The following is a 26,639-nucleotide window of genomic DNA, read 5'->3' as shown; positions in this document are numbered from 1 at the left end:
GAGGAAGGCGCAGCCATGCGGATCAATTGCCCCTGCTGCGGGGAGCGTAGCCTTGATGAGTTTGTTTACTACGGTGACGCTGACCTTCGCCGGCCTGACCCGCAGGACGAGGAGGCTGCCGCGAAGTTCATCGCCTACGTTTACGAGCGCACGAACCCGAGCGGTTTCCACCGCGAACTCTGGTATCACGGCCTGGGATGCCGCACCTGGATTGTCGCTGAGCGCGATACCCGAACCCACGAGATATATGCAACGTGCCGCGCCGTTGACGGCGGTGCGCCCGAGGGGGCAGCCGCTGATGGGGAGCGGTCCTGATGTCGGAGCGTGATGCTAGCAAGGAGGCGTCGCAATCGTTTCGCGTCCCGGGCATGGGATCGATCGATACCACGCGTACAATTACCTTCACATTCGACGGGCGCATCTACGAAGGCCATCCTGGCGATACGCTAGCCTCGGCATTGCTTGCGAACGGTGTTCGGCTTGTTGGCCGCTCGTTCAAGTATCATCGCCCGCGGGGAATTCTGTCAGCCGGTTCGGAGGAGCCGAACGCACTGGTTGAGCTACGGACTGGCAACCGACGCGAACCCAACACCAAGGCAACGACGGTGGAGCTGTACGATGGCCTGGAGGCATCGAGCCAGAACCGTTGGCCGTCGCTCGCTTTCGACGTCTTGTCCATCAACCAGCTCGCCGGTTCGGTCCTGTCCGCTGGGTTCTATTACAAGACCTTTATGTGGCCGGCCGCGTTTTGGGAGAAACTATATGAGCCGGTGATCCGGCGTGCTGCAGGCTTGGGCCGCGCCGCGAGCGAGGCTGACCCTGACAGCTACGACAAGGTCACGGCGCATTGCGATGTGCTCGTGATCGGCGGTGGCCCTGCTGGACTGGCCGCAGCTTTGTCTGCGGCGAGCGCGGGGGCGCGCGTCATCATCGCAGACGAAAACCCCGAACTCGGCGGTCGCTGCCTGGCCGAAAAACGCACCATCGACGAGATGCCGTCAGCGGTGTGGGCGAAACACGCCCAAGAGAAGCTGCGTTCGACCAACGAAGTCCGGGTGCTGACCCGCACCACTGTCTTCGGCGTTTACGATGGCCGAACCTATGGTGCGCTGGAGCGCGTCAGCGATCATCTTCCGGTCCCGCCGCAACACCAACCTCGGCAACGTTTGTGGCGGATCATTGCCAAGCGTGTCGTCCTCGCATCCGGCGCTACTGAGCGGCCAATGGTGTTCGGCGAAAACGACCGACCCGGCGTCATGTTGGCAGGAGCCGTGCGCACCTACATCAACCGGTTTGGTGTCGTTCCAGGGCGCCGTGCGGCTGTTTTTGCCAACAACGATGACGCGATCACAACGATTGCGGACATTCAGCGCGCAGGTGCGGAGGTCGTCGCCTATGTCGACTCGCGCAAAGAGCTGTCTCCCGCCGTTCTGGCGGTACTCTCCGAAGCCGGCGTTGACGCGATACTCGGTGGACATGTTGAGACCACCACCGGCACGCGCCACATCACCGGCGCAACGGTGAGAACGGCCGACGGCGAAATTCGCAACCTGCCTTGCGATCTGATCGCCATGTCAGGGGGGTGGAATCCCAATCTCCAACTGGCAACACATCTCAACGCGCGTCCGCATTGGAACGAAACGATAGCCGCGTTCGTACCGAGCGCGTTGCCGCCGGGAATGGCCGTCGCAGGCGCGGCGAACGGATTGCTCACCTTGGCCGAAGCGCTCGCTTCTGGCGCGCAACTCGGAATCGAAGCGGCCCATGAAGCCGGACGTCCCGCCGTTGAAGCACGATCCTATTCCACGACACCCGAAGCCTCGAGCATTGCACCGCTATGGCGCGTGCCTGAAACGAAGGGCAAAGCCTTCGTTGATTTTCAGCATGACGTCACAACAGACGATGTCGTGTTGGCGCATCGGGAAGGCTTCGCGGCGGTCGAACACCTCAAGCGATACACCACCCTCGGCATGGGGACGGACCAGGGTAAGACGTCCAACGTAAACGCTCTGGCAATCATGGCGGCATTGACTGAGAGCACCATACCGGCGGTCGGCACGACGACGGCGCGTCCACCCTATACGCCTGTCGCAATAGGAGCTTTGGGCGGCGCGCATCGAGGTCGGGATTTTAAGCCGGAGCGTCTGCCGCCGTCCTACCAATGGGCGCGCGAACAAGGCGCCGTCTTCACGCAGGCTGGCCTATGGCTCCGCCCCCAGTACTTTCCGAGACCCGGAGAAAGAGACTGGCAGGAAACGGTCTTTCGTGAAGTGGACACCACGCGAAACGCCGTTGGCATCTGTGATGTCTCGACGCTCGGCAAAATCGATGTCCAGGGACGCGACGCCATAAAGTTTTTGGAGAGCGTCTACATCAATAACTGGGGCTCGCTCGCTGTAGGCCGAGCGCGCTACGGCGTCATGCTGCGCGAAGACGGTATGGTTCTGGATGATGGCACCACCGCGCGGTTGGGCGAGCATCACTTCCTTATGACCACGACAACAGGCAACGCGGCCAAGGTTCTTCAGCATCTTGAGTTCTGCCGTCAGTGCCTGTGGCCGGACTTGGATGTTCAGCTAGCACCCGTTACTGACCAGTGGGCCCAGTTCTCTATGGCGGGACCAAAGTCTCGTGACCTGCTGCGTAAGATTGTCGATTCCGAATTCGATATTTCCGATGCCGCGTTCCCTTACATGGCTGCGGTCGAGGTGGCCATTTGCGGAGGCCTCAAGGCGCGTTTGTTTAGACTCTCGTTTTCCGGCGAGCGCGCTTACGAGATCGCAGTGCCAAGCCGATACGGCGATGCCCTCATCCGTCGGCTCATGACGGCCACCGAAGAGTTCGACGGAACCGCCTATGGCACCGAAGCCATGGGCGTCATGCGCATTGAGAAAGGCCATCTCGGCGCGGCAGAAATGAACGGCACGACCACAGCATACGATCTAGGTCTGGGGCGCATGATGTCGGACCGTAAGGATTTTATTGGCCGCACGCTGGGCAGCCGGAGTGGTCTTATGGATCCTGATCGCCCCAGGCTTGTCGGGTTGCGCCCCATCAATCCCAAACACAAAATTTCTGCTGGTGCACATCTTCTGCCGCAGAAGGCGCACCGAACGGCTGCAAACGATGAAGGCCACGTCACCTCAGCCGCGTTTTCCCCCATACTGGGGCACACAATCGCACTCGGCCTGTTGAAGAGGGGCCCTGAACGAGTGGGAGAGATTGTCGGCGTTTGTGATCCCCTGCGTGGGCGTGACATCCTGGCCAAGGTCGTCTCCCCGGAGTTTTTCGATCCCAGTGGAGAGAAGCTGCGTGGTTGATCAATTGATAACTTTGCCCGCGTTCCCCGCGCCGTCTATCGAGCGTGCGGATCAGGTTAGGATCGTCGCGCGTGAGAACGTGCAGATCGTTGGGATAACGGCTCGGGAAAGAGAAACGGAATCGCTCGTTTTGGCGTTTCGCGCGGTCTACGGCCTGGATCTGCCGATGAAGCCGGCTCGCGTCGAAAAAGATGGCTTAGCTGTCGTGTGGGCCGGTCGGCACCAATGGTTGTTGATGTCCGACGTCGCGGCTGTTCCTGATCTGGAACAAATCATGCGGGCCGACTTTGGTGGCTATGCTGCCGTCGTCGACCACAGCGATGCTCGCGCTATAGTTGCGGTGTCTGGACGTCGCGCACGCGACCTTCTGGCCAAGGGTGTCTCTATCGATCTGCATCCGCGCGTGTTTACGACTGGTGACGCCGCCGCGACGGCGATTTCACATGTCGGTATGCACATTTGGCAAACGGATGAGAAGCCGACCTTTGAACTGGCGGTCCCCCGCACCTATGCAGATAGCCTGTGGCGCTGGATGGAGCGTGCAAGCGCTGAGTATCAAAATAGTGATAGTTTATTGTAGGCTCAAAAAACCGCAAAGCTGCGGTAAGTCTTGCGAAATACTGAGCGTTGCCCTAACCAGACGTACTGGAATTGTTCTCCATCGGGCTGGATTTAATGGCGAAAGTAAAGGGAACGGTAAAAACAGACGACACGACACTTGAGAGTGCGACGAACACGCCGCTCGAGGTCGATGGCCTTAAAACGGCGTCAGGCGCGCCGACGCAATCTGTGCGGACCCTCGAAAAGTCGATCGGGAGCCAGGTACGCCGAAATCGCAAAATCTCTGACTTGACGGTTGCCGAACTTTCGAGCGCTGCCGGCATCTCAACAGGGATGCTCTCGAAGATCGAGAATGGCCAGATTTCGCCGTCCCTTTCCTCGCTGCAGTCGATTGCAAACGCCCTGAACATGCCGTTGTCGTCATTATTTTCCTCGCACGACGAACAGCGCGAGTGCTCATTTGTCCAGGCAGGCAAAGGCGTCGCGATTCAGCGTCGAGGCACAAAGATCGGCCATCACTACGAACTTCTCGGCAGATCCCCAGCGGGCGACACGGTCGTAGAGCCCTACTTTATACGGCTTAGCGCGGGCGCCGAACCCTATACGGGGTTTGAGCATGAAGGCGTGGAATTCATCTACATGTTGACTGGTGAAGTGATCTACGCACACGCGGATCGCACCTATCACCTGAAACCCGGCGATTCCATCTTGTTTGACTCTGGTGCCCTCCATGGTCCGCAAGATTTGCTGGCTCCAGACATCACCTATCTATCCATCATCATCTACAGTCGACGTTGATGGATGTTTCCCCTAAAGAACAAAAAGTTCTCAGGGATTGACTGTAAGTGCAATCCCATATACTGTGTATGCGCATAATTTCAAAGGTACGCGCATGTGTGGAATTGTTGGTCTCTTTCTGAAGGCACCAAGGCTAGAGCCTGAGTTCGGCGCGCTACTCGCCAATATGCTTGAGACAATGACGGATCGTGGACCGGATTCTGCGGGGTTCGCTGTCTACGGTTCGCCGCAGGCGCACGCTATCAAGCTGACACTCCGCGCGCCCGTCGGAACAGATTTCATAGCTATCGCGACCTCCTTGAAGGACGCAGGGCTAGAAGTCCGCGAAATGATCCCCCGTGATACCCATGCAGTCCTGACGGTTTCCAAAAACGAGCAAAGCAAAGTGGTGGAGGTGCTCGCGCGTGTCGCGCCTGAAGTAAAGGTCGTCGGTACAGGGCATCGTATGGAGATTTACAAAGAAGTCGGATTACCGGCGGACGTCGCACGGCGTTTTTCGCTTAAGGAAATGAGAGGAACGCATGGCATTGGCCATACGCGCATGGCAACCGAAAGTGCAGTGACGACCGCAGGAGCACATCCCTTCACGACAGGCGTCGATCAATGCCTCGTCCATAACGGTTCGTTGTCCAACCATTGCGGACTACGAAGACAATTGGGCCTCAAAGGTATTTCGTTCGCGACGCAAAATGATACCGAAGTCGCCGCGGCTTACATTTCAAACCGCCTCAGCGAAGGTGACACATTGGGACAGGCTCTTGAGGCCGGCCTCGGCGACCTGGATGGGTTCTACACTTTTGTCGTCGGCACCGAGAGCGGCTTTGGCGTTCTGCGTGACCCTATCGCTTGCAAGCCCGCCGTCATGGCAGAGACTGACGATTACGTCGCATTCGGTTCGGAATACCGGGTGCTCGTTGATTTGCCCGATATCGAGAAGGCCCACGTCTGGGAACCTAAGCCCGCGCACGCCTATTTCTGGCAACGAGGGAACTAGGCAAGGCGACGCAACCGCCAGACGGAGAAGCCTGTTATGCAATCATCACTGGCCGTTGCGCCCAACCGAGCGGAATCGACCTTGGACAGCGAGCGTGTTTTCGATCTGAGAACATCAACCGTAAGAGAGCTGAATCAGAAGCTGCATTCTCTAAGCGAGGATACCAACGAGAAGTTCTGGAGGGTTGAGAATCCGCGCGGGCGCCATGCCATAGCAGTCGGCCTCGATCTACCGATCTCCGTCACGATAAACGGCCACGTCGGCTACTATTGCGCGGGGATGAACAAGCGCGCTGACGTGACAGTGCAAGGCAATGCGGGTGTCGGCGTCGCCGAAAATATCGTCTCTGGCCGTGTTCATGTCCGTGGTGACGTGAGCCAGTCCGCCGGAGCCACCGGCATAGGTGGAAACCTCATTATTGACGGCAACGCATCGGCGCGATGCGGAATTTCAATGAAAGGCGTCAATATCCTCGTTAAGGGTTCTGTTGGGCACATGTCGGCTTTCATGGCTCAGGCCGGAACGTTGACGGTGCTTGGCGATGCCGGCGAAGCATTGGGTGACTCCATCTACGAGGCGCGTTTGTATGTGCGCGGCAGTGTTGCGAGCCTCGGCGCCGACTGCATGGAGAAAGAAATGCGCGACGAGCACAAGGCGCAGTTGTTCAAAGAGCTCGAAAGCGCTGGGATCGCCGGGGAAGTGGATGTCTCATCGTTCCGGCGATACGGATCGGCGCGCCAACTCTATCATTTCCATATCGACAATATTTCCAGTTATTGAGGACCGGGTCGTGAACGAACATTTCAGGATCCCACGCACGGTTCCGCGAAAGTCGGCGACGTTCGACGACGCTTCTATCGCTGAAATTCGCAGAGCGGCGGCCACCGGCATCTACGATATTCGCGGTGCTGGCGCGAAACGCAGGGTCCCGAATTTTGATGATCTGCTCTTTCTCGGCGCGTCCATCAGTCGATATCCATTGGAAGGCTATCGTGAGAAGTGTGGGACCGAGGTTGTGCTCGGAACCCGCTTTGCAAAGAAGCCTATCGAACTCAAGATTCCCGTCACGATCGCCGGCATGAGCTTCGGCTCTTTATCTGGGCCGGCGAAAGAGGCGCTGGGACGCGGCGCCTCTGCGGTCGGCACATCTACGACCACGGGCGACGGCGGCATGACCCCCGAAGAGCGCGGTCACTCCGACATACTCGTCTATCAATATTTGCCGTCTCGCTACGGCATGAATCCGGACGACTTACGTAAAGCCGACGCCATAGAAGTCGTGATTGGCCAAGGCGCGAAGCCCGGCGGCGGTGGTATGCTCTTGGGACAGAAGATCTCGCCGCGCGTAGCGCAGATGCGGACACTCCCCGAAGGAATTGATCAGCGCTCAGCTTGCCGTCATCCGGATTGGACAGGTCCAGATGATCTTGAGATCAAGATCGAAGAATTGCGTGAGATCACGGATTGGCAGAAACCAATCTACGTAAAGGTCGGCGCCTCACGACCGTATTATGACACCGCGCTGGCTGTAAAGTCTGGAGCCGATGTCGTTGTTGTCGATGGCATGCAGGGAGGCACTGCAGCGACGCAGGAAGTTTTTATCGAACACGTTGGAATCCCTACCCTGGCCGCTATCCGTCAATCCGTGCGCGCACTCCAGGAACTCGGGCAGCATCGCAAGGTGCAGCTGATCGTATCAGGTGGCATCAGATCCGGTGCGGACGTTGCGAAAGCGCTCGCACTCGGTGCCGATGCCGTCGCGATCGGAACGGCAGCGCTCATCGCCATCGGCGATAACGATCCAGCGCTTGAGGCTGAATACCAAAAGCTAGGGACAACTGCCGGTGCTTACGACGATTGGCATGAGGGACGCGATCCCGCAGGGATTACAACCCAAGAGCCCGAGCTGATGCAGCGTCTCGATCCGGTTAGGGCTGGACAACAGCTCGCGAACTACCTTTCCGTCCTGACGATGGAAACGCAGATCATTGCCCGCGCGTGTGGCAAGAGTCACATCCATAATCTTGAACCTGAGGACCTTGTTGCTCTTACTGTGGAATCGGCCGCAATGGCTGGCGTACCCCTTGCGGGCACGGACTGGATTCCCGGCGTTGAGGGGCGGTGAAGATGTCGACGTGAATTTAGCTCGGAGGAGAGTTAGATGCTGCATTCATTGACGGGTAAATCGCCGCCTGCGTCCGACGCGATGGCTCTTTCTAAGAAAGCCGAAGTGCTGGGCATCGAGTATTTTCTAGTTTCTTTCACTGATCTTTTTGGAGCGCAACGCGCGAAGCTCGTCCCTGCTGCTGCCATCGATGAAATGGCAAAAAACGGTGCGGGCTTTGCAGGTTTCGCTACATGGCTTGATATGAGCCCTGCTGATGCTGACTTGTTCGCGGTGCCAGATCCATCGACGCTCGTACAGCTGCCCTGGAAACCACAGGTTGGCTGGTTAGCCGCCAACCTCAAGATGAACGAAAAGTCCGTCGAACAGGCTCCACGCAACATCCTCTGCAGGCTGCTTAAAGAAGCTCAAGACGCAGGCTACCGGATAAAGACGGGCGTTGAATGCGAGTTCTTTGTCGTCAATCCAGACGGCGACACGATCGCAGACGGCGGCGATATTCAGGACAAACCTTGTTACGATCAAATGGCGCTCATGCGTCGCTACGAGGTCGTGACGGAAATCTGCAATGCGATGTTGTCCCTTGGCTGGCAGCCGTATCAGAACGATCATGAAGATGCCAATGGCCAGTTTGAAATGAACTGGCAGTTCGATGACGCGCTCAAGACTGCAGACCGTCATGTGTTCTTCAAGTACATGGTCAAATCGATCGCTGAAAAGTACGGGCTACGCGCGACGTTCATGCCCAAGCCCTTTGCGAATTTGACGGGCAGCGGCTGCCACACACACGTCTCGCTGTGGCGAGACGGCAAAAATCTCTTTTTTGACTCGTCAGATGAGCTCGGCCTGTCGCGCCTCGGCTATCATTTCATCGGCGGTGTGATCCATCATGCCGACGCGATCTGTGCGATCACCAATCCCACGGTGAACTCATATAAGCGGATCAATGCGCCGCGCACGACATCCGGCGCAACTTGGGCGCCCAATTCGGTCACCTATACCGGCAACAACCGCACGCACATGATCCGCATTCCGGAGCCCGGACGGTTTGAGCTGCGTCTCGCCGATGGAGCTGCCAATCCTTACCTGTTGCAGGCTGCCGTGCTGGCCGCCGGACTGGATGGCATCAAGCACGAGCGCGACCCCGGCACGCGTTGTGATTTCAATATGTATACGGATGGTCATCTCGTGGGGGATGTTAAGCGGCTACCGCTCAATCTGCTTGATGCCCTGCGTGCGTTGGAGTCCTCAGAACTCGTCGCAAAGACCCTCGGCCCGGAATTTGTGACCGCTTATACAAAATTGCGCGCCGCCGAGTGGAACGCATACACCAGCCAGTTAACCGACTGGGAGCGTCGGAACACGCTGGATTGTTGAGGGCACAAACCGCCGTTTCGGAAAATTAATTTGACTATTCCAAGGCATTAAACTCGTCCTGACGAAATCGTTAGACGTACCCTTTTAGCCGCAAATTCAGTCTGCAGACTCCGAGTAACATATTGTTACTCATGAGTTTAATGAGGCGCAAAGCCCTGAGGTTCGGGGCTTTTTTTGAAAGTGCCAAAAGTTTAGCGCGCATCTTCTCCCGCACGGTCACAAAGCTGCCAACGTCAGGGTCGAATTGAGTCGAACTACGCACCATTGTGGCGATTGGCTGGAAAGTCATATTCGATCGGGATCTGAAATAATGCGGGCTCTGAAAACAGGCGGTCTTTGTCTGCTCGTCACCGCTGCGCTTGCCGTCGCTGCGACAGCCGCGCGCGCCAGCGAGCTGTTGGTGATGCCCTATCGGTGTTCAGTGATCGGCGGCGAGGTGGTTCTCAGACCCTCCGCAGACGAGGGCCATCGTATTCTCTCTCGTCGTGAGCAACGCAACTTCACCGCCTGCTCCCCGGCTGACTCCTCGCAATGCCGCAGATGGCAGATCCATCGTTTTGACGTCGATTGTGGCGGTGACCGCGTACCGTGGACCGAGGTCGTCGCAGCAGCCGATCGCGAAAGAAACGCGTGGGTGGAAAACGGCACACTGAAGATCCGCATGCCGAGTTGGTGGAGTATGTCGCCGGACGACCCATGCGCGTGGCGCCCCGAAGATGGCCGCCCGTTTGGTGGTCGTGGTCCGTTCTGCGCTCGCAAACGCGCTCAGTTGCCGCCAGCCATCGTGAGCATGCCCTATGGTTTCGCGCCGAAGTTCGGGCTCGATGCCATCTTTGTCGCCGATGATCGCGGTCCCGCCATGGCGGGACGGGAACCGCAGGTGGGCGGCTACGAGGCTCGTCGCGCTGAAAGAGACCTGCCACCGGTTCTTGCCGAAGGCCCGCGCAGTGCTGCGCGTCCCACAAGGTCAAGGCCGGACGACATTCCTTTCAAGGTCGCACCGCCAGCGGAAGGTTTGAGCCTGGAGCCGTCTGAGCCTTCGGATAGCGCACGCACCACAACGCAGAGCGAACCTCAGATCACGTGGGCCGAACCGCCGCCCCTGCCGCCACGTCTTGACGCCTCCGAACGGCGCGCGAGAGCGCAAAATACAAACGGCCAAGAGCCGGAGCGAATTGATCTGGCTGAGGCCCCGCCGGTGCTGGTCGCCCCTCCTTCACCAGCCAAGCCCGCCGGGACGGCGAACGCGCCGACCATCATAAACCGGCCGGCATCGAGTTCCGAACCCTCCGCACTGAAGGCGACGAAATCAGCGGCTACTGAGACGCAGGCCCCGGGTATGCAACCCGCGGCTCCGGCAACTGGACAATCGACCGATGGCAACGCGACTGCGAAATCCGAAAGTCCAACCGCGACCGCCTCGAAGCCAGAACCCGTTCTGCCGGAAACGACCACCACCGCGACACCTCAAACCTCTACGCGCGCGCCTCTGGATCCTGTAGAGACAACGCCGGAAGCCGCACCCGCTGGACTGCTCGCCCGCGTCTTTCAGGGTGAGCCTGGCGCGTTGGCTGTTGTTGTTATCTCGGTAGGGCTACTGGCGATCCTTATGGTTGGACTCACGATGTCTCGCCGGAGCGGTAGTACTAGGCCGGAGGAAATGTCCCACGATTTATCTTCGGTGTCGTTGGAAAAGGGCGTAGCGCCCGAACCGGGCTTGGGAACACCGGAACCGACGTTGAGTGCCCCTCCGCGGCAACCTCCGGTCCCGCCAGCGCCTGGAATGCCGGGCGTGAGCGCGCCAGCGCGAAGTGAGCCGACGTTGGCTGAGCCGTCAGCGTTGACCGCTCCGATCCCCGAACAGCGATCAGCACGCCGTCCCGCTTCGGCACCGCGCCGCGCGACACAGGCCGCAGCTCCGGCCTGGGGGAACGCGATCCCGCAGTCGCACGCCGACGCGCTTCGTGTCTTAGGCATGGGGGTACGAGGCGACTCGAGCCCGGCCTCGATCAAGAAAATCGTCGATGGTCTGCGTATGAGCTGGCACCCTGACCATGCCGAGAATGAGGCAGATCGCAAGGAGCGCGAACTGCGCCTCAAGCAGATCAATGCCGCCTGGGAGATCATCTCTGGCCGCCGCCCTGCCGCCCCCGATACCCAGGACCTGCGCCGTCCCGAGACGCTGCAGCTTTGAGATCGCGGCGTGTTGGTCGCGATCAGATGGCCAAAACCGCGGGCCCGCGAACTTCCTCTTAAGCCGCGCTTCCCAAGGGTGGCGGGCGCGACCTCCCTCGGAGGCGCAAGAGAAGAGCATATACAAATCGTGATCGGAATGAAAGATCCTCAGCTCAAATCCTAAGTTGGAAACTTAGCAGATGCCGCCTACGACCGCGGAAAGACCCTGGGAACCAAAGGCAGATAAAAATGCTTGTACTCGGGTGTGCCTATGGCAAATGACGCTCATGTTCGCTAGCTGAAGCAACCTCTATCCGCCATTTGTCGGTCTCAATGAGAGTGAGACCCCGGCTTAGCTACGATGTCCGAGGTGATGTGTGAGGAACCAGTGGTTCAGGAGAGACGTTGCGCGTTTTCAAGGCCGAACAGCCCAATGGCGTCTCTCATACAATCGTTTGATTGGAGTAAAACCGAACTTGGGCCGATGGAATCCTGGCCGACGGCACTAAAAATTGCCGTCGGAATGATGATTCATTCGGACTTTCCCAAATGCATCGCTTGGGGATCTCAGCTCACGACAATTTATAACGACGCCTTCAAGCCCATCCTTGGCGACAAGCCGGAAGCTCTCGGGAGATCTTTTCGCGAAGTTTGGGCCGAGGTCTGGGAAAATATCCAACCGATTTGCGATAAAGCCTTTCAGGGCGAGTCGACGTTTATCGAGGATTTTCCACTCGTAATCGATCGTTTTGGTTATCCCGAGCAGTGTTACTTTACGTTTTGTTATAGCCCGATCCTGGATGAGGCCGGCCACGTCGTCGGCATGCTTGACACTGTCATCGAGACGACAGGCAAGGTTGAAGCAGAGCGACTTGCCGATGTTCGCAATTCTGAGCTGGCGCACCGTATCCGAAATTCGCTCGCGATGGTCTCTGCGATTGCCGGGCAAACTCTTCGCAACAGCGACTCGCTCGAAACTGCGGCACGATCACTCTCTAACCGGCTGCAGGCGCTGGCCAAGACGCATAGTCTTTTAACGTCAACAACGAACCCATCTGCGACCGTCAGTGACATCATCTGGACCGCGCTGGAACCCCACGTTCCAGATCGAGAGCGCTTCGAAGTATCTGGCCCTCTCGTCAAACTTCCCGAACGGCAGGCACTTTCGATGGCCCTCGCTGTAAATGAGCTCGCGACGAATGCCGTAAAGCATGGGGCGCTATCGACAGACAGCGGCAGGGTTCTGATTTCTTGGGCCCTAGAGCAAGATGTGGCCGAAGGACGGATGTTTCATTTCCACTGGGCGGAAGCCGACGGACCTCCTTGTCGTGCACCTTCCCGCAAGAGTTTCGGCACGGTCCTTCTGGAAACTGTCGTGCCAGCGGACTTTCAGGGCCAAGCGCGCCTCGACTATGGGGCTGAGTGCTTCCAGTATACTCTGATCTCAAACTTGGATCGCTTTGACGATGTGATCTCTGCCAGACCGTAGCCCCAGCGCGCAGCAGCTTTAAAGCTTGCGACGGCTCTCCAAGTCATCGATTTTTGGAAATTAAATGGTGCCGCTTAGGTGACTTGAACACCTGACCCCATCATTACGAATGATGTGCTCTACCAGCTGAGCTAAAGCGGCTTACCATGTATCAGCGTGGCGCTCGACATAGCGCCATTGCGTCCGGTTTGCAAGTTCCGAAACGACCTTTTGTACCGGCATCTGAGAACGATCGGCCTTGTCCATCAAGCGCATAGCCCGTGGCCAAAGTGACAGACGCGGCTAAAAGCGTTGCTTTGCCGCGCCTGACGGCGACCAAGACGCGCCACTCAATTGAGACGGCGCGCCGTGGCCTCCTTCTCTGGAGGCGGACCGGGATCGTCCGGCGCACGCGGCGAAACGAAGATGTTGGGCTCCGCCTGGGCCCCCGACGCCGAATTGCCAGCCGTCGGTTGCCGAGCCGTTGTTACTTTCACCGAGGCTTCTTCGCTGTGGACCGCCGCTGACATCTTTGCGTCGCGCGGCTTGACGTCAGCTGTCTTGGAGGGATCGGTCGCGGGCGGAGTGGCGGACGACGGCGCACTGGCGGCCCCGGAGGAGCTCTGAGAGCCAGCGGGCGCGGTAGCAGTCTTGCCGGTGCGCGCGTCGCCGTCATCTTCGATCACGTCAGCATCCGCGACCGGGCTCGTCTTAGCGGGAGCAACTGGCGCAGGTGTGGTTGGCACCGGTACAGCGGCAGCTGGCTGAACGGGGGTAGCCCCCAGCGCGACCAGCTCTTCGAGCTTTTGCGCAAGAAGTTCTTCGCTCGCTTTGTCGACCGTCTCGACGGGCACCCGCCACTGGAAGGCGTCAAGCGCGCCGGTCACCGGCGACACGGGCGCCCAGTTGTCGGACACAACGCCGTCGGCCGTCCAGGCCGGATCACGTTGCGCGTTCACCGCCCGGGCCAGCCATTCGCGTACGCGGCCCTTATCGCCGTGCTGCTCGCCTTCGATCTTCGCCATGAGAGTGCAGACGCGTTGCGTCAGCCGGTTTTCAAGCAGCGGCTCGAGGGCCTGACGGGCCGAGTCGTAATCTTTGGCCTCGATCGCAGCGACCGCGACGGCTATCGGACTTTCCAGAGAATAAGGATTGAGCGCGGCCAGCTTCTTCACACGGTCAAGCCGGTCGCGCGGACTGTCGCCGAGCCGCGCGTAGGCGTAGGCGGTCGCGAGATCAGGATGGGGCGCTTTCTGCCAGGTCGTTTGGATAACCTTGGTGGCACGGGGTGTGTTGCCGCGTGATGCTAGGAGCCGACCCGCGATAGCCGCGGCGGGCACAAGATTGGGGGCTAGGCTATGCGCTTCCAACGCCCACGCCAAAGCGCGTTCTGGATCGCCGTCTTCGGCCTTCTGCGCCTGCGCTGTGAGCAGAACGGCACGGCGTCGGTTGGCGCTGGCCTTCTCGATTTGTCCGTTCTTGCGCGCGATCGCCAGCGTTTCAAGCGCGCCCGCCCAGTCCGCATCCTTGCACTGCAGATCGAAGAGAGCATCGACCGGCCAGCTCAGCGCGGCGTTGAGATGCACGGCGCGTTCCGCGAACTGCTTGGCGGCTTCCGTCTCGCCTTCCCGTTCGGCCTCCAAAAAGAGACCACGAAGTCCGAGCTGCTCGGTGTCTGGCGAACCGAGCATCGCTTCGTAGATGCGACGCGCTGTGGCGCGGTCGCCGGAAAGCTGCGCCGCCTGCGCCCGCAAGAGATGCGTGAGCGGTTCGCTCGGAAGCGACTTGCGCGCCTGGATCGCATAGCGCGTGGCCATGGCACGGTCGCCCGCACCGATAGCGATCATGCCGCTCGACAGCGCATCAAGCCCGCGCTTTTGACGCCGGCGATTGAGGAAACTGCCCAGCGCTGCCGGGCTTCCCCAGAGATTGCGGAGCAATGACCAAGCGAACAACACGAGGCCGATGAGGAGTGCAAGCAGCACTACGGCGCGAAACACGCTCGTCTCGATCAAGTAGCCTTGCCAGTTGATGACGAGATTGCCTGGCCGGTCAGCGAGCCAGGCAAGACCTGTCGCAATGACCACCACAACGCCCAGAAACAAAAACAAACGCACCATGAGCGAAACGACCTCTAGTTGGCGTTAGCGTCAGAGGGCGCGGAAGCCCCACTGATCGAAGCCTTGAGCTGGCCTTCAATGACGCCGAGCGCCTGATCGACGGCGTGTCGGGCCTCGACGGTCTTGATCCATTCAGCGGCGCGGTCATGCGCGGGATCGGGCAACTTGGCAGCTTCCTTCAACACTTCCCCAAGCCGACCGGCCGAGAGCGCCGTGCTGATGCGGCCCACAATCGCTTCGACGCTTTGATCGCTGGGGTCATGATTGACCTTACGGACGCGCACGACGGAGCGGGCCCCGGCAATGAGCTGATCAAGGACCGAACCGTCTTCGGGAACGGCGGCGGCGTCGATGATATCGTTTGCGACCGGCCGGAACGTATCCTCAAGTTCTTTGAGCGTCGGAACACCAGCCGTCTCGTAGGGTTCAAGGGCTTTCAGGTCGAGAACCCCTGTCGAAGCCTTGCGGACTTCCGCCAGCTCGCCAGCATAACCTTCACCACGGTCAACGGCCCGTTTCAGGTTGGCAAGCTCGAGCGATAGTACAATCCGCTGCGCATTCGCCTGGCGATCCTTCTCAGCTGAAACCACACCGGAGACTTTGTCGGAAAGGTTTGAGATCTGAGCTTCAACAGGTTTGATTGCCGAGGAAACGTCCTCGGCCGTCGTCAGCTTGGAAAGCTTCTGATTCACGTCGCCGGTAAATGCATCGAGCTGACTGCGGATAGCGCCCGTCTCTTCCTGGACAACCCGCAGCGTATCGCTGATCCGGGTGTTATCGGCTTTCAACGCTTCAAGACGCTGGCCCAGTCGTGCGGCTTCGGTGGTAACCGTTGCGACCTGCCTATCCAGTCGTTGCGTTCCAGACCGGGCCGACTCGCTGGCTTCAGCAATGCCCGCGACACGTTTGTCGACGTCCTGGCCTACGCTTTCCCGGAGAGCCGCGATCTGATTGCCGAGGCTCGACTCGAGATCTGAAAGGCGGCCCGAGAGTGCAGCGAGCTGTGGCAGCCCATTGGTGTTGCCGTCTCCTGCCGACGACACGAGCGTATCAAGCTGCTGCTCAAGTTTTGTGAGCCGCGCTTCTGGAACGGTGCCTTCCGGAGCAGCCTGCAGTTTCGCATCGAGCGCTTCGGCCTTCTGCGCCAATCCACTCTGCGTTTCCTGCAGAGCACTGACGGACTTCTTCAAATCTTCCAGAGCATCGATCCGGCTGTCCGTCGCGGCGAGGCGTGACGTAACGTCTTCGCTCTTCGTTGCCTTCTCAAGAGCGGCCAAGCGACGCTCAATTTCGGCAGTTGTCTCGGACGTTTTGTGCGCCGCGCTCGGCAGCCCGAGCTTATCCGCGATTGGCGGAATCTGCGGCCCGAGCATGTCAGCACCAAGAAGAGCCAAAAAGCCGCCGACGATACCGGCTGTCAGATGCGAAAGAAATCCGCCGCCAGACCGGGGCCGTTCTGTGCGCGTCTCGTTCGGCTTGCTCTCTTTAGCGTCCGGCTTCTTTGCGTCGGAAGGCGGTACGCTCTTGCCGCTGCTGGCGGTCTCAGTGGGCTTCGCGCCGCCGGACGATGGGCCTGCGCTTGAAGACGCCGTCGCACTGGCAGTTGTCTTGTCTGGCGATGGCTTCTCCGAAGAGGCCTTGGCGTCCGCAGGCTTCGCACCTTCGGCCGATGTTTGGCTCTTGCTGCCGCCGACCTCAGTCGCCTTCAGATCAATAGTCGCGACAGGCTTCTTACCGCCAGCCGTTTCACCAGGCCGGATGGGATCCTTGCCTGGTTCATCTTTCTTCGTAGTCATGGAACGAACGAACCTCCAACGCATCGACCGCCCGCGTCGAATGCCGGCCCGGGACGCTCCCCGCCGACAACCGCATATTTTCTTCGTCCGCGAGTTTAAGGGGCTTTGCTTGTTACTGCTGGAATTGTGCCGCTATCCGGTTAACGAGTGCAAGCACTTCTTGGTTATTCGGCTTTGCCGCGACGTGCGTGCATGACCAACCTTCATCCACCAGGAACTTGCAGGTCGCCTCCGAAATACAGGCATAAGACAGCGAGCGTGCTTCCACCTCCAACCCGGTCGATTTGATCAATCTCACGAAAGTGTTCGCCGTTTGCGGCGACAACAATGTGACGAGATCGATTTGTCCTTGCCGAATTGCCTCTTCGGCTTCGGCTGTGAACCCTGTAGCGGGCTCAGACCGGTAACATCGTATGGTTTCCGCCCGGTAACCGAGTTCGGAAAAAGCCTGAGCAAAATTAAACGCGAGTTTATTGCCGGCCAAATGCACGATCCGTCCGTCCGCTGGAAGACCGTGATCCTTGAGAAGTTCGGCCAGTTCGGCGCCTGTTCCGGGACCCTCGATAATATGCCGAAATCCCAGTTCACGGGCCATCGCGAACGTCCGCGGTCCGACGACGAACGTCTTCACACTGGTGAGGTGCTCCAGCTGAGGATTGCCGGCAAGCGCTCTTAGTGCGTTTTGGCTCGTGATGACGAGCGCCGCGATGTTATCGGCGCGAATATCTGGAATTGGCTCGGATAGGATAGTGAGAAGAGGTGAAATGACGATAGAGTGCCCTGCCGCCGTCAGAACCCGCCGCATGTCTTCACAATCTGCCTCAGGCCGCGTCACGAGAATACGCATTGCGTGTCACGTCGCCGATGCTGGGGACGAACTGAGAAATCCAGGCCCCGCGCGATCAAGCAGTTCCCGCGCCGCGTCCTCGCCGAGCCGAATAGCGCTTGCGGGCGACCCGGATTTGACCGTCGAGAACTCCCGAGCCCCATCCGGCGACAGGATTTGTCCGCGTAAGCGCAAAACATCCCCGTCGAATTCAGCGAGACCCGCGATAGGCGTGCGGCACGATCCGTCCAGGATCCTTAGAAACGCGCGTTCGGCGGTCACACAAAGAGCCGTCCGCTCATCATTGAGAACGCCCGTAAGCGCATTGTTGTCTTCGTCGCCAGCCCGGATTTCGATGCCGATGGCAGCCTGCGCCACGGCAGGGAGCATAACGTCCGTCTCAATCGATGCCGTGATCTGATCTGTCAGGCCCAACCGCCTTAAACCGGCACAGGCAAGAAACGTCGCGTCGGCGACACCATCGGCGAGCTTCTTCAGGCGTGTTTGCACGTTGCCACGAAAGCCGATGACCTCAAGATCCGGCCGCCGGAGCTTGACCTGAGCTTGTCGCCGTAACGACGAGGTTCCGATACGCCCGCCGGCGGGCACGGCGTCCAGAGACGGGTAGGCCAAACTGATAAATGCGTCGCGAACATCCTCGCGCGGAAGCATGGCCGAAATCGTCAAGCCGGCTGGGAGAGTGGTGGCCATGTCCTTCATGGAGTGCACGGCAAGATCGATCTCCTCACCGAGAAGAGCTTCTTCGATCTCCTTGGTAAATAACCCCTTGCCGCCGACATCAGCCAGTGAGCCGACGATCTGATCGCCCGAAGTTTTAATGACGACGATTGCGAATTGGTCTTCCGCCAGACCATGAGCGGCCATCAAGCGAGCCCGTACCTCATGCGCTTGCGCCAAAGCAAGCGGCGACCCGCGGGTCCCGATTTTGATTGTCTTTTGTTGCAAGTGCGCGCTCCCCAGTGATAGGCGGAGGTGGAAGACGAAATGGCGCGACAGTATTGGCGCGCTAAGCACGCCAACGCAAATATGTGCATGGGCCAAGCCTCGATAATGCATGAATTAGTCAGGAAAAAAACGCATGTCGCCCAGTGAGATGGCACATGAGACAATAATACTCGGGATCGAAACGAGCTGTGATGAGACAGCGGCGGCTGTCGTTGCGCGCGATTCCGCGGGTCGCGGTCGCATCTTATCGAGCATTGTCCGTTCGCAGTGGGATAGTCATCGCCCGTTCGGGGGCGTTGTTCCAGAAATCGCGGCGCGGGCCCATGCGGAATGTTTGGATGAGTTGATCCGCGATGCTATGGCGGAAGCAGGTATCGGCTTTGAGCGCATCGATGCCGTGTCCGCTGCTGCGGGCCCAGGGCTTATCGGGGGCCTCATAGTCGGTGTCGTCACGGCAAAAACGATTGCTTTGGTTCGAGGCATCCCGCTCGTTGCTGTCAATCACCTCGAAGCCCATGCGCTCACTGTCGGTCTGACGGATGGATTGGACCCGCCCTATCTTCTCTTGCTCGTCTCTGGTGGGCATACGCAGTTGCTGCTGGTTCATGGTGTCGACCACTACACGCGTCTCGGCACAACCATCGACGACGCGCTGGGTGAGGCGTTCGACAAGACGGCGAAACTCTTGGGCCTACCTCAGCCGGGCGGCCCCTCCGTGGAAAAGGCGGCGAAGCAAGGAGACGCATCACGTTTCGTCATGCCGCGCCCTATGCTCGGGCGCGAGGAAGCGCATTTTTCCTTCGCGGGCCTCAAAACAGCGGTGCGCCAGCGCGCACTTCAACATGCTCCATTGAGCGACAACGACGTCAACGACCTTTGCGCCGGATTTGAAGCAGCGGTATTGGCAAGCGTCGCCGACCGTTGCGGTCGCGCCTTCGATCTGGCGGCTGAGATGCTAGGCGAACCGGTCGCGGACTTTGTCGTGGCCGGGGGCGTGGCTGCAAACCAGGCCTTGCGTCAGACACTCCGGGATCTGGCCGAAAGTCGCGGCAGCCGTTTTCATGTTCCTCCCGTAGAACTTTGCGGCGACAATGCCGCGATGATCGCATGGGCGGGCGCGGAGCGTTTGGCTCGCGGACTAGCCTCACCGCTAGATGCCAAGGTACATCCGCGCTGGCCGCTGGATGCGACGGCACCGCGTGCGATTGGGGCTGGCGTCAAGGCGTGATTGCCGTGCCGCGGCATGATAGACCTGCCCGGTCACAGTTTTGGTGGAGATCCGAATGCGATCACGCCGTACTTTTAAGGAGAGCTTATGCAAGTCTCGAGCGTGGGCATCGTCGGAGGCGGCGCCTGGGGAACGGCGCTGGCGCAAACCCTGGCTTTAGCAGGACGCAACGTCGTCCTATGGGCCTATGAACCCGACACCATTCGCGAGATCAACGAGCACCATCTGAATCGGAATTATCTTCCCGGCGTAAGTTTGGAGCCCGGGATCCGCGCGACGGGCAAGATGGCCGATATCGCCGCCCAGGACGTCGTGCTGCTCGTACCGCCCGCACAAAATCTCCGTGCCGTTGCGAGCGAACTCAGCCCGCATTTTTCTGCAGGCCGCCCGGCTGTGATCTGTGCCAAGGGTATTGAGCGCAGCAGTGGCAAGTTGATGGGCGACGTTTTGGCCGAAGCTCTGCCCGGTGCGTTGCCTGCAATCCTTTCCGGTCCAAGCTTCGCCGCAGATGTCGCGCGGGGACTGCCCGCGGCGGTGACCCTGGCCTGTGCGGACGAGGAGATCGGCCGCTCCCTCGCCGAAGGCTTGGGCTATCGCAACCTGCGCATCTATTGGTCGTCCGATGCCATTGGTGTGCAGCTCGGCGGGGCCATCAAAAATGTTCTGGCCATTGCAGCCGGCATCGTCGATGGCAAACAGCTTGGCGCCAGCGCGCATGCCGCGCTGATCGCGCGTGGTTTCGCTGAGTTGCGCCGCCTGGGCGAAGCGATGGGTGCTCGGTCCGAAACACTCATGGGCTTGTCGGGGCTTGGCGACCTGATCCTCACCTGCGGAAGTCCAAAGTCACGCAACATGTCCTTGGGACGGGCGCTGGGCGAAGGCCAAAATCTTGAGGCCATCCTCGGTCAACGTCGCGCCGTCACCGAAGGCATCTACACCGCCGAGGCCGTCAGTCGGTTGGCAAGCAAATTCGATGTGCAAATGCCGATCTGCCAAGCCGTACTCGATATTGTATCGGGCGAGATAACAATCGATGCTGCAATCGAATCATTGCTGACCCGCCCGATGAAATCAGAGATTTAGGACCGAAGGGGTAGTTCCGGCGGGAGGCTGCAAGAATTTGAGGAGCACGAGCACATGAAGAAAGTGGCGGGCAGCAAGTCGACGACCTCCAAGGCAGCCGCTAAACCTGCCCCTAAGAAAAAAGCTCCAGCGAAGCCGGCCGCGGGGAAAACGAGCACAGAGGGTATCGACCGTTGGCTGTTTAAATCGGAACCGGACGTCTTCTCCTGGGACATGCTCAAAAAGTGCGGTCGCAAAGGCGAACCTTGGGATGGGGTCCGTAACTTTCTTGCGCGCAACAACATGCGGGCAATGAAGAAAGGCGATCTCGGCTTCTTCTATCACTCAAATGAAGGCAAAGAGATCGTCGGCATCGTGGAGGTCATCAAGGAAGCGCATCCTGACCCCAAAGACGATACCGGCAAATGGCAGTGCGTGACGGTGGCGGCTGTCGCCGACCTGCCCAAACCTGTAACGCTTGCAGACGCGAAAGCGAACGATAAGCTGTCCAAAATGAGCCTCGTCACTTCAATGCGACTGTCAGTGCAACCTGTCACCACCGCGGAATGGAACGAGGTCTTACGTATGGGCGGCTTGGACCCAAAAGCGCTCAGCAAGAAATAAAACCATTTTTTGCCGACGAGCGCTTTTCCTCCGGCACATGAGACCCAAATGGCTGCGGCCGAATCATCACGCTCTGCTGCCTTCATCCGGAAAAATACAGTACCACTGAGCCCTCCGCTGGTTCCGGAAATTAGACTGCATCTGGCAGAAGAATCCCTCCCCATTTGGCTAAAGACCGAAGAGGAACTGCAGCAACATAATATTGATCCGCCCTACTGGGCATTCGCTTGGGCGGGGGGACAGGCACTCGCGCGCTACGTGTTGGATAACCCTACGCTTGTCCGCGGAAAGCGGGTTCTGGATTTAGGATCAGGCTCCGGGCTTGTGGCGATTGCAGCGTGCCGCGCCGGAGCGGCCTCCGCACTGGCTGCTGATGTCGATCAGCTTGCCTCGGTAGCTGCCGAGGTCAACGCCGCGCTGAACAGCGTCACGCTGACGACGACGGCAAACGATATGCTCGTAACAGGGGCTGGGAAATTCGACGTGGTTCTGGTGGGAGATCTGTTCTACGAGGCCCAGCTCGCGAAAAAGGTTCTGACATTTATTGAGGTCAACGTTTCGGCAGGCGTCATTGTACTCGTTGGAGATCCACGCCGTAGCTATTTTCCTTTGGACCGGTTCGAGAAGCTGACCGAATATACAGTCCCCGTCACCCGCCAGCTGGAAGACGCAGAGATCAAGCGAACCGCCATCTGGCGCTACAAGCCAGGCTAACGACAAGCATATTTTCTAATATTCACGCGTGTACGCATCAAAGGTAAGGCTGAGAATGGCATTCGCAGGCATGAACTACATGGCGATCGTTGTCGCCGCGGTTTTCGGCTTTCTGTTCGGAGCTATTTGGTACGGAGCATTCGGCAAAGCTTGGCTCTCTGCACTAGGTAAAACAAAGGAACAACTGGCTGCGAGCGGAAGTCAAAAGATCGTTCCTTTCATAGTTTCATTCTTTTGTTTGCTGGTCATGGCGTTTGTACTTGCCGGCACGATTGGTCATCTTGGCCCAGGTCAGGTCACACCCAGAAATGGCGCCATATCCGGAGCCTTCGTCTGGGCAGGCTTCATTCTGACCACGACACTGACGAACAACGCATTTGAACGCGCGAAGCCGTCACTGACACTGATCAATGCGGGTCATTGGCTGGGTGTTTTATTGATCCAGGGCCTTATCATCGGCTGGATGGGCGTCTGAACGATCCAGCCGATCCGTTAAGGACGTGCCTTTCTAAGACCAACGGTGAGGCTTGTGGCCGTACGACCTGCGGCACATAATGCAGGCCAACAAAATTCGATACCGGGAGGAACTTCGATGTCTGAAAACGTGTACCCCGTATCCCCAGAATGGGCTGCGCGAGCATGGCTCGACGAAGCGAAATACAAGGAAATGTACAAGCGTTCCATTGATGATCCCAATGGATTCTGGGGCGAAATGGGTCAGCGTCTGGACTGGATCAAGCCTTATACCAAGGTGAAGAATACGTCTTACGATCCCCACGACGTACGCATCCGCTGGTATGAGGATGGCAGTCTCAACGTCTGCTACAATTGCGTAGATCGGCACTTGCCGACACGCGCGGATCAGAACGCCATCATCTGGGAAGGCGATGATCCAACCGAAGACGAGCAGATCACCTACCGCCAGCTGCATGAGCGCGTCTGCAAATTCGCCAACGTCCTCAAAGCCAACGGCGTCAAGAAAGGTGACCGGGTCACCATCTATCTGCCGATGATCCCCGAAGCGGCCTACGCCATGCTGGCGTGCGCGCGCATTGGTGCGATCCACTCCGTAGTGTTCGGCGGCTTTTCGCCCGATAGCTTGATGAACCGGATCGCCGATGCGGATTCGAAGTTTGTTATTACGTCGGATGAAGGTGTCCGCGGCGGTCGCGCCATCCCTCTGAAGAAGAACACAGACGATGCAATTACCGCCGGAAACCTGAGCGACATGAAGGTCCTCGTCGTTCGCCGCACAGGTGGTGCCGTCGATATGGTGCCGGGACGCGATCTCTGGCTGCACGAAGAGCTGGTGAAGGTTTCCGCTGACTGCCCGATTGAAGAAATGAATGCGGAAGATCCGCTGTTCATTCTCTATACGTCAGGCTCCACCGGTCAGCCCAAGGGTGTCGTGCACACCTCCGGCGGCTATCTGCTGTTTGCAGGACTGACCCATCAATACATCTTCGATTATCACGACGGCGATATCTACTGGTGTACGGCAGATGTCGGCTGGGTCACCGGCCACAGCTACATCATCTATGGACCGCTTTCCAACGGCGCGACGACCTTGATGTTCGAGGGCGTGCCGAACTATCCGACAGCGTCTCGCTTCTGGCACGTCGTCGATAAGTGGCAGGTCAATATTTTCTACACCGCGCCGACCGCCATTCGCGCGCTCATGGGAGCGGGCGACGATTTCGTCAATCGTACAGATCGCTCGTCGCTGAGGCTGCTCGGCTCCGTGGGTGAGCCCATCAACCCGGAAGCCTGGATCTGGTATTATCGCGTTGTCGGCAACAGCCGCTGCCCGATCGTGGATACGTGGTGGCAGACGGAAACGGGCGGCATTCTCATTTCACCGCTGCCGGGCGCCATGGCCTTGAAGCCTGGCTCAGCAACGCTTCCGTTTTTCGGTGTCCAGCCGGCGCTCGTCGATGAACACGGCAATGAACTCGAAGGCGCGGTCAACGGCAATCTGATCATCAAGGATAGCTGGCCCGGCCAGATGCGCACCGTGTTCCGCGATCATGATCGCTTCGTTCAGACCTATTTCTCCACGTACAAGGGGAACTACTTCACGGGCGATGGCGCACGTCGCGACGAAGACGGCTATTGGTGGATCACGGGACGCGTCGATGACGTGTTGAACGTATCCGGTCACCGCATGGGAACGGCCGAAGTGGAAAGCGCTCTGGTCGCGCATCCGAAGGTGTCGGAAGCAGCCGTTGTCGGCTATCCGCACGCGATCAAGGGGCAAGGCATCTATTGCTATGTCACGCTGAATGCCGGCGAAGCAGTCACCGATGAGCTGAAAGCGGAACTGGTCAAGCACGTTCGGGCCGAGATCGGTCCCATTGCTTCTCCGGACCTCATTCAATTCTCCGGCGGTTTGCCGAAGACGCGTTCCGGCAAGATCATGCGTCGCATCCTGCGGAAGATTGCCGAGGATGATTTCTCCAATCTGGGAGACACGTCGACCTTGGCTGATCCGCTGGTCGTTGAGGACCTTATTGGCAACCGCCAGAATCGTAAGGTGACGGGCTAAACGATCCATCGTTGACCGATGTATGGATCAAACTCCCGGGGCTTGCCCCGGGAGCCGGACTCGTCTCTTCGGCCTCACGTTAGCTTCCGGCGACTAGGTGCCAGACTGCCCGCGAGGATCGGCGAAATCAGTTCGTCAGACGTAGATTGTTCAACTGTGTCGCAATGCGCGTGAACGCGGTGCGTAACGCCTCATCGTCTGAAGCATCGAAATACCGGTCGGGACTGCCCGCACAATCGAGCAGCATCTGCTTTGTGCTGGTTGAGTTTAGCTGGAAGGCAACGGTGTAAACCAGGATTGAGTTGGAGCGCATGTTGCGGCAGATCTCGACGGCCGTGTCTTGGCTCTCTTTAGTATTCCGCCAGGATTGGGTTCCGCCGATCGTGTTGAACTCACCATCGGTCATGAAAACCATAGCCTTGACCGTTTTACGATCCCCATAGGCTACGGGCACGCTATCGCCTCCGAAGACGCCCCCCCAATTGGGCGAAAGCAAAAAATAACCCCACAGCGCGCCGAGATGCCCGGCCGTGGCCCCGTTGGCGCTGTAACGGGAAACCTCGCGCTTCAACAGCGCTTTATCCTTGGTCAACGGAATAACCTTCGCGCTAGGACATGTAGGTCTTTTTGCTATCCCGTCATCCCCTTGGACCTTGAGGTAGTTGTTTGGCCCGGGCGACTGATCACCGGTTGGGCTCGAGCCTTCGCGCTCGAATGTACAGCTTTGCTTCTTTTGACCCGTTGCAGCTTGTACGTAGTCACCGGCATTGACGCCGGATGAATAAGGGGCAAGCGCCACGCGCACCTCGTTCTCGGTGTCACCGCCCGGGTCCGGAAGCATAATGTCGATCAGCGCGTTCGTGGCTGACTTCAGCGCAGCGATCTTGGAGCCGCCCATTGAACCGGTAATGTCGAGCCCCATCGACAGTTCGATGTCGCGATCATCAAAACGGCTGGAAGCTGTTGCGGGCACATTCACATTGGTAAAACCGGCAATCTTGGTGAGCGTCATGGGGACGTTCGCGTCTGCCGTGACGTGAACTTCGCCGGTCTCACGGACAATTTGGATGACGGGCCGGCCCACGGTTCCGAAACCCGACCTTTCACCCAGGTTCGTATCGAAATAGCGCGTCGCGATCTCTTCGACGTCGCTATTCGACAGCCGGCCGTCAAGCAATGCGCGGCCCGCGGCAAGGGCCGCAGCATCTACAGCTTGCGCCAGCCGGGTCTTCGTATGCACAACGCGACCATAATCGACGGCCATCCCAGCGGCAAACAGGACCCCCAAAAGGACGAGCCCGAACATCACAGCGACGCCGCCGTTCTCGTCGGTTAGGAAAGCCTTGGGAAAGCGGGAACGACGGAGCATGCAATTTCTCCCTGGACGGTACGCAAACTCTGATCCGGCAAGAGGGTGCGGCGCCCCGGAGCCGGTCCAGACCCCGCCACGCGTAGCAATATTCGGTGTAGATCGCGTTAAATGGCAGCAGCCCTGCGACAAGTCGGAAAAATTGTCCGCGCCGAATGGTAAAAATTATAGAAATCAGATGAGTTATCGTTCGTTACGATAGAGGATTTCGGCCAGTGTTAAGGACGGCTAAAAGTCGGAAATGATCCCGCCCTTTTCCCAATCTCCATAGCGAACGGGGTCTGGCCCATCGCGGCCGCCCAACTCACGCGCACCCGGTTTAGCCTCGGCTTCCGCTGCGCGCCTCCGTTCTTCTGCTTCGCGCAAAGCCCGCTGGGCAGCGGGGGAGAGGTCTCGTTTCTCCAGCGCAGCATTTTCATCTGTACGAGCCGGACTTTCATCTAATCCTGCCCGGTCAGATCCATCGTTCACGGATTTTCTCCTTATCGTTTGCCATTCAGGCTAGTCGAGGTCGAAAGACTAACCCATATAGAGCCCAGCATCTATGCCGGTAGCGTAATATACGACCGGC

22 protein-coding genes and 1 tRNA gene are annotated in these 26,639 nt (G+C 58.8%); 16 read left to right on the top strand and 7 right to left on the bottom strand.

Going from position 1 to position 26,639, the window contains the following annotated elements; genetic code table 11:
* Positions 1 to 15: 15 nt before the first annotated feature.
* The 10 genes from K5845_RS03150 to K5845_RS03105 all read left to right on the top strand — a co-directional run bounded on the left by K5845_RS03150 (position 16) and on the right by K5845_RS03105 (position 12,839).
* A complete protein-coding gene (locus tag K5845_RS03150) occupies positions 16 to 315 on the top strand; it encodes a sarcosine oxidase subunit delta (protein WP_287958377.1) in 300 nt (99 codons plus the stop codon).
* Positions 315 to 3,320 (top strand): sarcosine oxidase subunit alpha family protein, encoded by a 3,006-nt coding sequence (locus K5845_RS03145; protein ID WP_502814117.1) that lies wholly within the window; start codon positions 315 to 317, stop codon positions 3,318 to 3,320. The genes K5845_RS03150 and K5845_RS03145 overlap by 1 nt, the downstream gene beginning before the upstream one ends.
* On the top strand, positions 3,313 to 3,900 hold the full coding sequence (locus K5845_RS03140; protein WP_052743722.1) for a sarcosine oxidase subunit gamma: 588 nt from the start codon (positions 3,313 to 3,315) through the stop codon (positions 3,898 to 3,900). Before K5845_RS03145 ends, K5845_RS03140 begins: the two co-directional genes overlap by 8 nt.
* A gap of 95 nt (positions 3,901 to 3,995) precedes the next feature.
* Positions 3,996 to 4,679, top strand: a complete 684-nt coding sequence (locus K5845_RS03135; RefSeq protein ID WP_046477279.1) for a helix-turn-helix domain-containing protein — start codon at positions 3,996 to 3,998, stop codon at positions 4,677 to 4,679.
* A 94-nt stretch (positions 4,680 to 4,773) separates the two neighbouring features.
* Positions 4,774 to 5,673, top strand: a complete 900-nt coding sequence (locus K5845_RS03130) for a class II glutamine amidotransferase (protein WP_287958376.1) — start codon at positions 4,774 to 4,776, stop codon at positions 5,671 to 5,673.
* A gap of 36 nt (positions 5,674 to 5,709) precedes the next feature.
* Positions 5,710 to 6,453, top strand: a complete 744-nt coding sequence (locus tag K5845_RS03125; RefSeq protein ID WP_090226978.1) for a GltB/FmdC/FwdC-like GXGXG domain-containing protein — start codon at positions 5,710 to 5,712, stop codon at positions 6,451 to 6,453.
* Complete coding sequence (locus K5845_RS03120; RefSeq protein ID WP_210184000.1) at positions 6,377 to 7,798, top strand: FMN-binding glutamate synthase family protein; 1,422 nt, start codon at positions 6,377 to 6,379, stop codon at positions 7,796 to 7,798. Before K5845_RS03125 ends, K5845_RS03120 begins: the two co-directional genes overlap by 77 nt.
* A gap of 81 nt (positions 7,799 to 7,879) precedes the next feature.
* Positions 7,880 to 9,175, top strand: coding sequence for a type III glutamate--ammonia ligase (gene glnT / locus K5845_RS03115; protein WP_090227432.1), 1,296 nt, complete (start codon positions 7,880 to 7,882; stop codon positions 9,173 to 9,175).
* 310 nt (positions 9,176 to 9,485) lie between these two features.
* Complete coding sequence (locus K5845_RS03110; protein ID WP_046477283.1) at positions 9,486 to 11,369, top strand: J domain-containing protein; 1,884 nt, start codon at positions 9,486 to 9,488, stop codon at positions 11,367 to 11,369.
* 414 nt (positions 11,370 to 11,783) lie between these two features.
* The gene (locus tag K5845_RS03105) at positions 11,784 to 12,839 is read left to right on the top strand and encodes a PAS domain-containing HWE histidine kinase family protein (RefSeq protein WP_287958375.1); all 1,056 of its coding nucleotides are present in this window, start codon (positions 11,784 to 11,786) and stop codon (positions 12,837 to 12,839) included.
* Positions 12,840 to 12,904: 65 nt separating this feature from the next.
* On the opposite strand, the gene K5845_RS03100 is transcribed toward K5845_RS03105, so the two are convergent.
* The 5 genes from K5845_RS03100 to hemC form a co-directional block, all read right to left on the bottom strand.
* Positions 12,905 to 12,980: transfer RNA gene (locus K5845_RS03100), tRNA-Thr, on the bottom strand.
* A gap of 188 nt (positions 12,981 to 13,168) precedes the next feature.
* On the bottom strand, positions 13,169 to 14,938 hold the full coding sequence (locus tag K5845_RS03095; protein WP_287958374.1) for a heme biosynthesis protein HemY: 1,770 nt from the start codon (positions 14,936 to 14,938) through the stop codon (positions 13,169 to 13,171).
* Positions 14,939 to 14,952: 14 nt separating this feature from the next.
* A complete protein-coding gene (locus K5845_RS03090) occupies positions 14,953 to 16,734 on the bottom strand; it encodes a hypothetical protein (RefSeq protein WP_287958373.1) in 1,782 nt (593 codons plus the stop codon).
* 112 nt (positions 16,735 to 16,846) lie between these two features.
* On the bottom strand, positions 16,847 to 17,581 hold the full coding sequence (locus K5845_RS03085; protein ID WP_287958372.1) for a uroporphyrinogen-III synthase: 735 nt from the start codon (positions 17,579 to 17,581) through the stop codon (positions 16,847 to 16,849).
* 6 nt (positions 17,582 to 17,587) lie between these two features.
* Positions 17,588 to 18,526 carry a hydroxymethylbilane synthase gene (gene hemC, locus K5845_RS03080; protein WP_090226966.1) on the bottom strand — a complete coding sequence of 313 codons (939 nt, stop codon included), beginning with the start codon at positions 18,524 to 18,526 and terminating at the stop codon, positions 17,588 to 17,590.
* Positions 18,527 to 18,692: 166 nt separating this feature from the next.
* On the opposite strand from hemC, the gene tsaD reads away from it, so the two are divergent.
* From tsaD to acs, 6 genes are all read left to right on the top strand, one after another.
* Positions 18,693 to 19,754, top strand: a complete 1,062-nt coding sequence (tsaD, locus tag K5845_RS03075) for a tRNA (adenosine(37)-N6)-threonylcarbamoyltransferase complex transferase subunit TsaD (RefSeq protein WP_287958421.1) — start codon at positions 18,693 to 18,695, stop codon at positions 19,752 to 19,754.
* Positions 19,755 to 19,841: 87 nt separating this feature from the next.
* Positions 19,842 to 20,837, top strand: a complete 996-nt coding sequence (locus tag K5845_RS03070; protein WP_090226963.1) for an NAD(P)H-dependent glycerol-3-phosphate dehydrogenase — start codon at positions 19,842 to 19,844, stop codon at positions 20,835 to 20,837.
* Between the two features lie 165 nt (positions 20,838 to 21,002).
* A complete protein-coding gene (locus K5845_RS03065; RefSeq protein ID WP_090227426.1) occupies positions 21,003 to 21,440 on the top strand; it encodes an EVE domain-containing protein in 438 nt (145 codons plus the stop codon).
* Between the two features lie 48 nt (positions 21,441 to 21,488).
* Positions 21,489 to 22,154, top strand: coding sequence for a class I SAM-dependent methyltransferase (locus K5845_RS03060; RefSeq protein ID WP_287958371.1), 666 nt, complete (start codon positions 21,489 to 21,491; stop codon positions 22,152 to 22,154).
* Between the two features lie 55 nt (positions 22,155 to 22,209).
* Positions 22,210 to 22,629, top strand: coding sequence for a DUF1761 domain-containing protein (locus K5845_RS03055; protein WP_046477292.1), 420 nt, complete (start codon positions 22,210 to 22,212; stop codon positions 22,627 to 22,629).
* Positions 22,630 to 22,746: 117 nt separating this feature from the next.
* A complete protein-coding gene (gene acs, locus K5845_RS03050) occupies positions 22,747 to 24,699 on the top strand; it encodes an acetate--CoA ligase (RefSeq protein ID WP_090226960.1) in 1,953 nt (650 codons plus the stop codon).
* 127 nt (positions 24,700 to 24,826) lie between these two features.
* On the opposite strand, the gene K5845_RS03045 is transcribed toward acs, so the two are convergent.
* The gene (locus K5845_RS03045; protein WP_090226957.1) at positions 24,827 to 26,068 is read right to left on the bottom strand and encodes a pilus assembly protein; all 1,242 of its coding nucleotides are present in this window, start codon (positions 26,066 to 26,068) and stop codon (positions 24,827 to 24,829) included.
* A 228-nt stretch (positions 26,069 to 26,296) separates the two neighbouring features.
* Positions 26,297 to 26,473, bottom strand: a complete 177-nt coding sequence (locus tag K5845_RS03040) for a DUF1674 domain-containing protein (protein WP_046480010.1) — start codon at positions 26,471 to 26,473, stop codon at positions 26,297 to 26,299.
* Positions 26,474 to 26,639: the final 166 nt, after the last annotated feature.

It is taken from the genome of Filomicrobium sp., assembly GCF_025698805.1.
GTDB classification, from domain to species: Bacteria; Pseudomonadota; Alphaproteobacteria; order Rhizobiales; family Hyphomicrobiaceae; genus Filomicrobium; species Filomicrobium insigne.
The sequence above is the reverse complement of the archived record's forward strand: the minus strand, read 5'-3'. Positions and strand labels throughout refer to the sequence as shown.

Coding starts and splice junctions, on each gene's coding strand:
- K5845_RS03150 (WP_287958377.1), top strand. CDS start 16: ATGCGGATCAATTGCCCCTGCTGCGGGGAGCGTAGCCTTGATGAGTTT.
- K5845_RS03145 (WP_502814117.1), top strand. CDS start 315: ATGTCGGAGCGTGATGCTAGCAAGGAGGCGTCGCAATCGTTTCGCGTC.
- K5845_RS03135 (WP_046477279.1), top strand. CDS start 3,996: ATGGCGAAAGTAAAGGGAACGGTAAAAACAGACGACACGACACTTGAG.
- K5845_RS03130 (WP_287958376.1), top strand. CDS start 4,774: ATGTGTGGAATTGTTGGTCTCTTTCTGAAGGCACCAAGGCTAGAGCCT.
- K5845_RS03125 (WP_090226978.1), top strand. CDS start 5,710: ATGCAATCATCACTGGCCGTTGCGCCCAACCGAGCGGAATCGACCTTG.
- K5845_RS03120 (WP_210184000.1), top strand. CDS start 6,377: ATGTCTCATCGTTCCGGCGATACGGATCGGCGCGCCAACTCTATCATT.
- glnT (WP_090227432.1), top strand. CDS start 7,880: ATGGCTCTTTCTAAGAAAGCCGAAGTGCTGGGCATCGAGTATTTTCTA.
- K5845_RS03110 (WP_046477283.1), top strand. CDS start 9,486: ATGCGGGCTCTGAAAACAGGCGGTCTTTGTCTGCTCGTCACCGCTGCG.
- K5845_RS03105 (WP_287958375.1), top strand. CDS start 11,784: ATGGCGTCTCTCATACAATCGTTTGATTGGAGTAAAACCGAACTTGGG.
- K5845_RS03095 (WP_287958374.1), bottom strand. CDS start 14,938: ATGGTGCGTTTGTTTTTGTTTCTGGGCGTTGTGGTGGTCATTGCGACA.
- K5845_RS03090 (WP_287958373.1), bottom strand. CDS start 16,734: ATGACTACGAAGAAAGATGAACCAGGCAAGGATCCCATCCGGCCTGGT.
- K5845_RS03085 (WP_287958372.1), bottom strand. CDS start 17,581: ATGCGTATTCTCGTGACGCGGCCTGAGGCAGATTGTGAAGACATGCGG.
- K5845_RS03070 (WP_090226963.1), top strand. CDS start 19,842: ATGCAAGTCTCGAGCGTGGGCATCGTCGGAGGCGGCGCCTGGGGAACG.
- K5845_RS03060 (WP_287958371.1), top strand. CDS start 21,489: ATGGCTGCGGCCGAATCATCACGCTCTGCTGCCTTCATCCGGAAAAAT.
- K5845_RS03055 (WP_046477292.1), top strand. CDS start 22,210: ATGGCATTCGCAGGCATGAACTACATGGCGATCGTTGTCGCCGCGGTT.
- acs (WP_090226960.1), top strand. CDS start 22,747: ATGTCTGAAAACGTGTACCCCGTATCCCCAGAATGGGCTGCGCGAGCA.
- K5845_RS03045 (WP_090226957.1), bottom strand. CDS start 26,068: ATGCTCCGTCGTTCCCGCTTTCCCAAGGCTTTCCTAACCGACGAGAAC.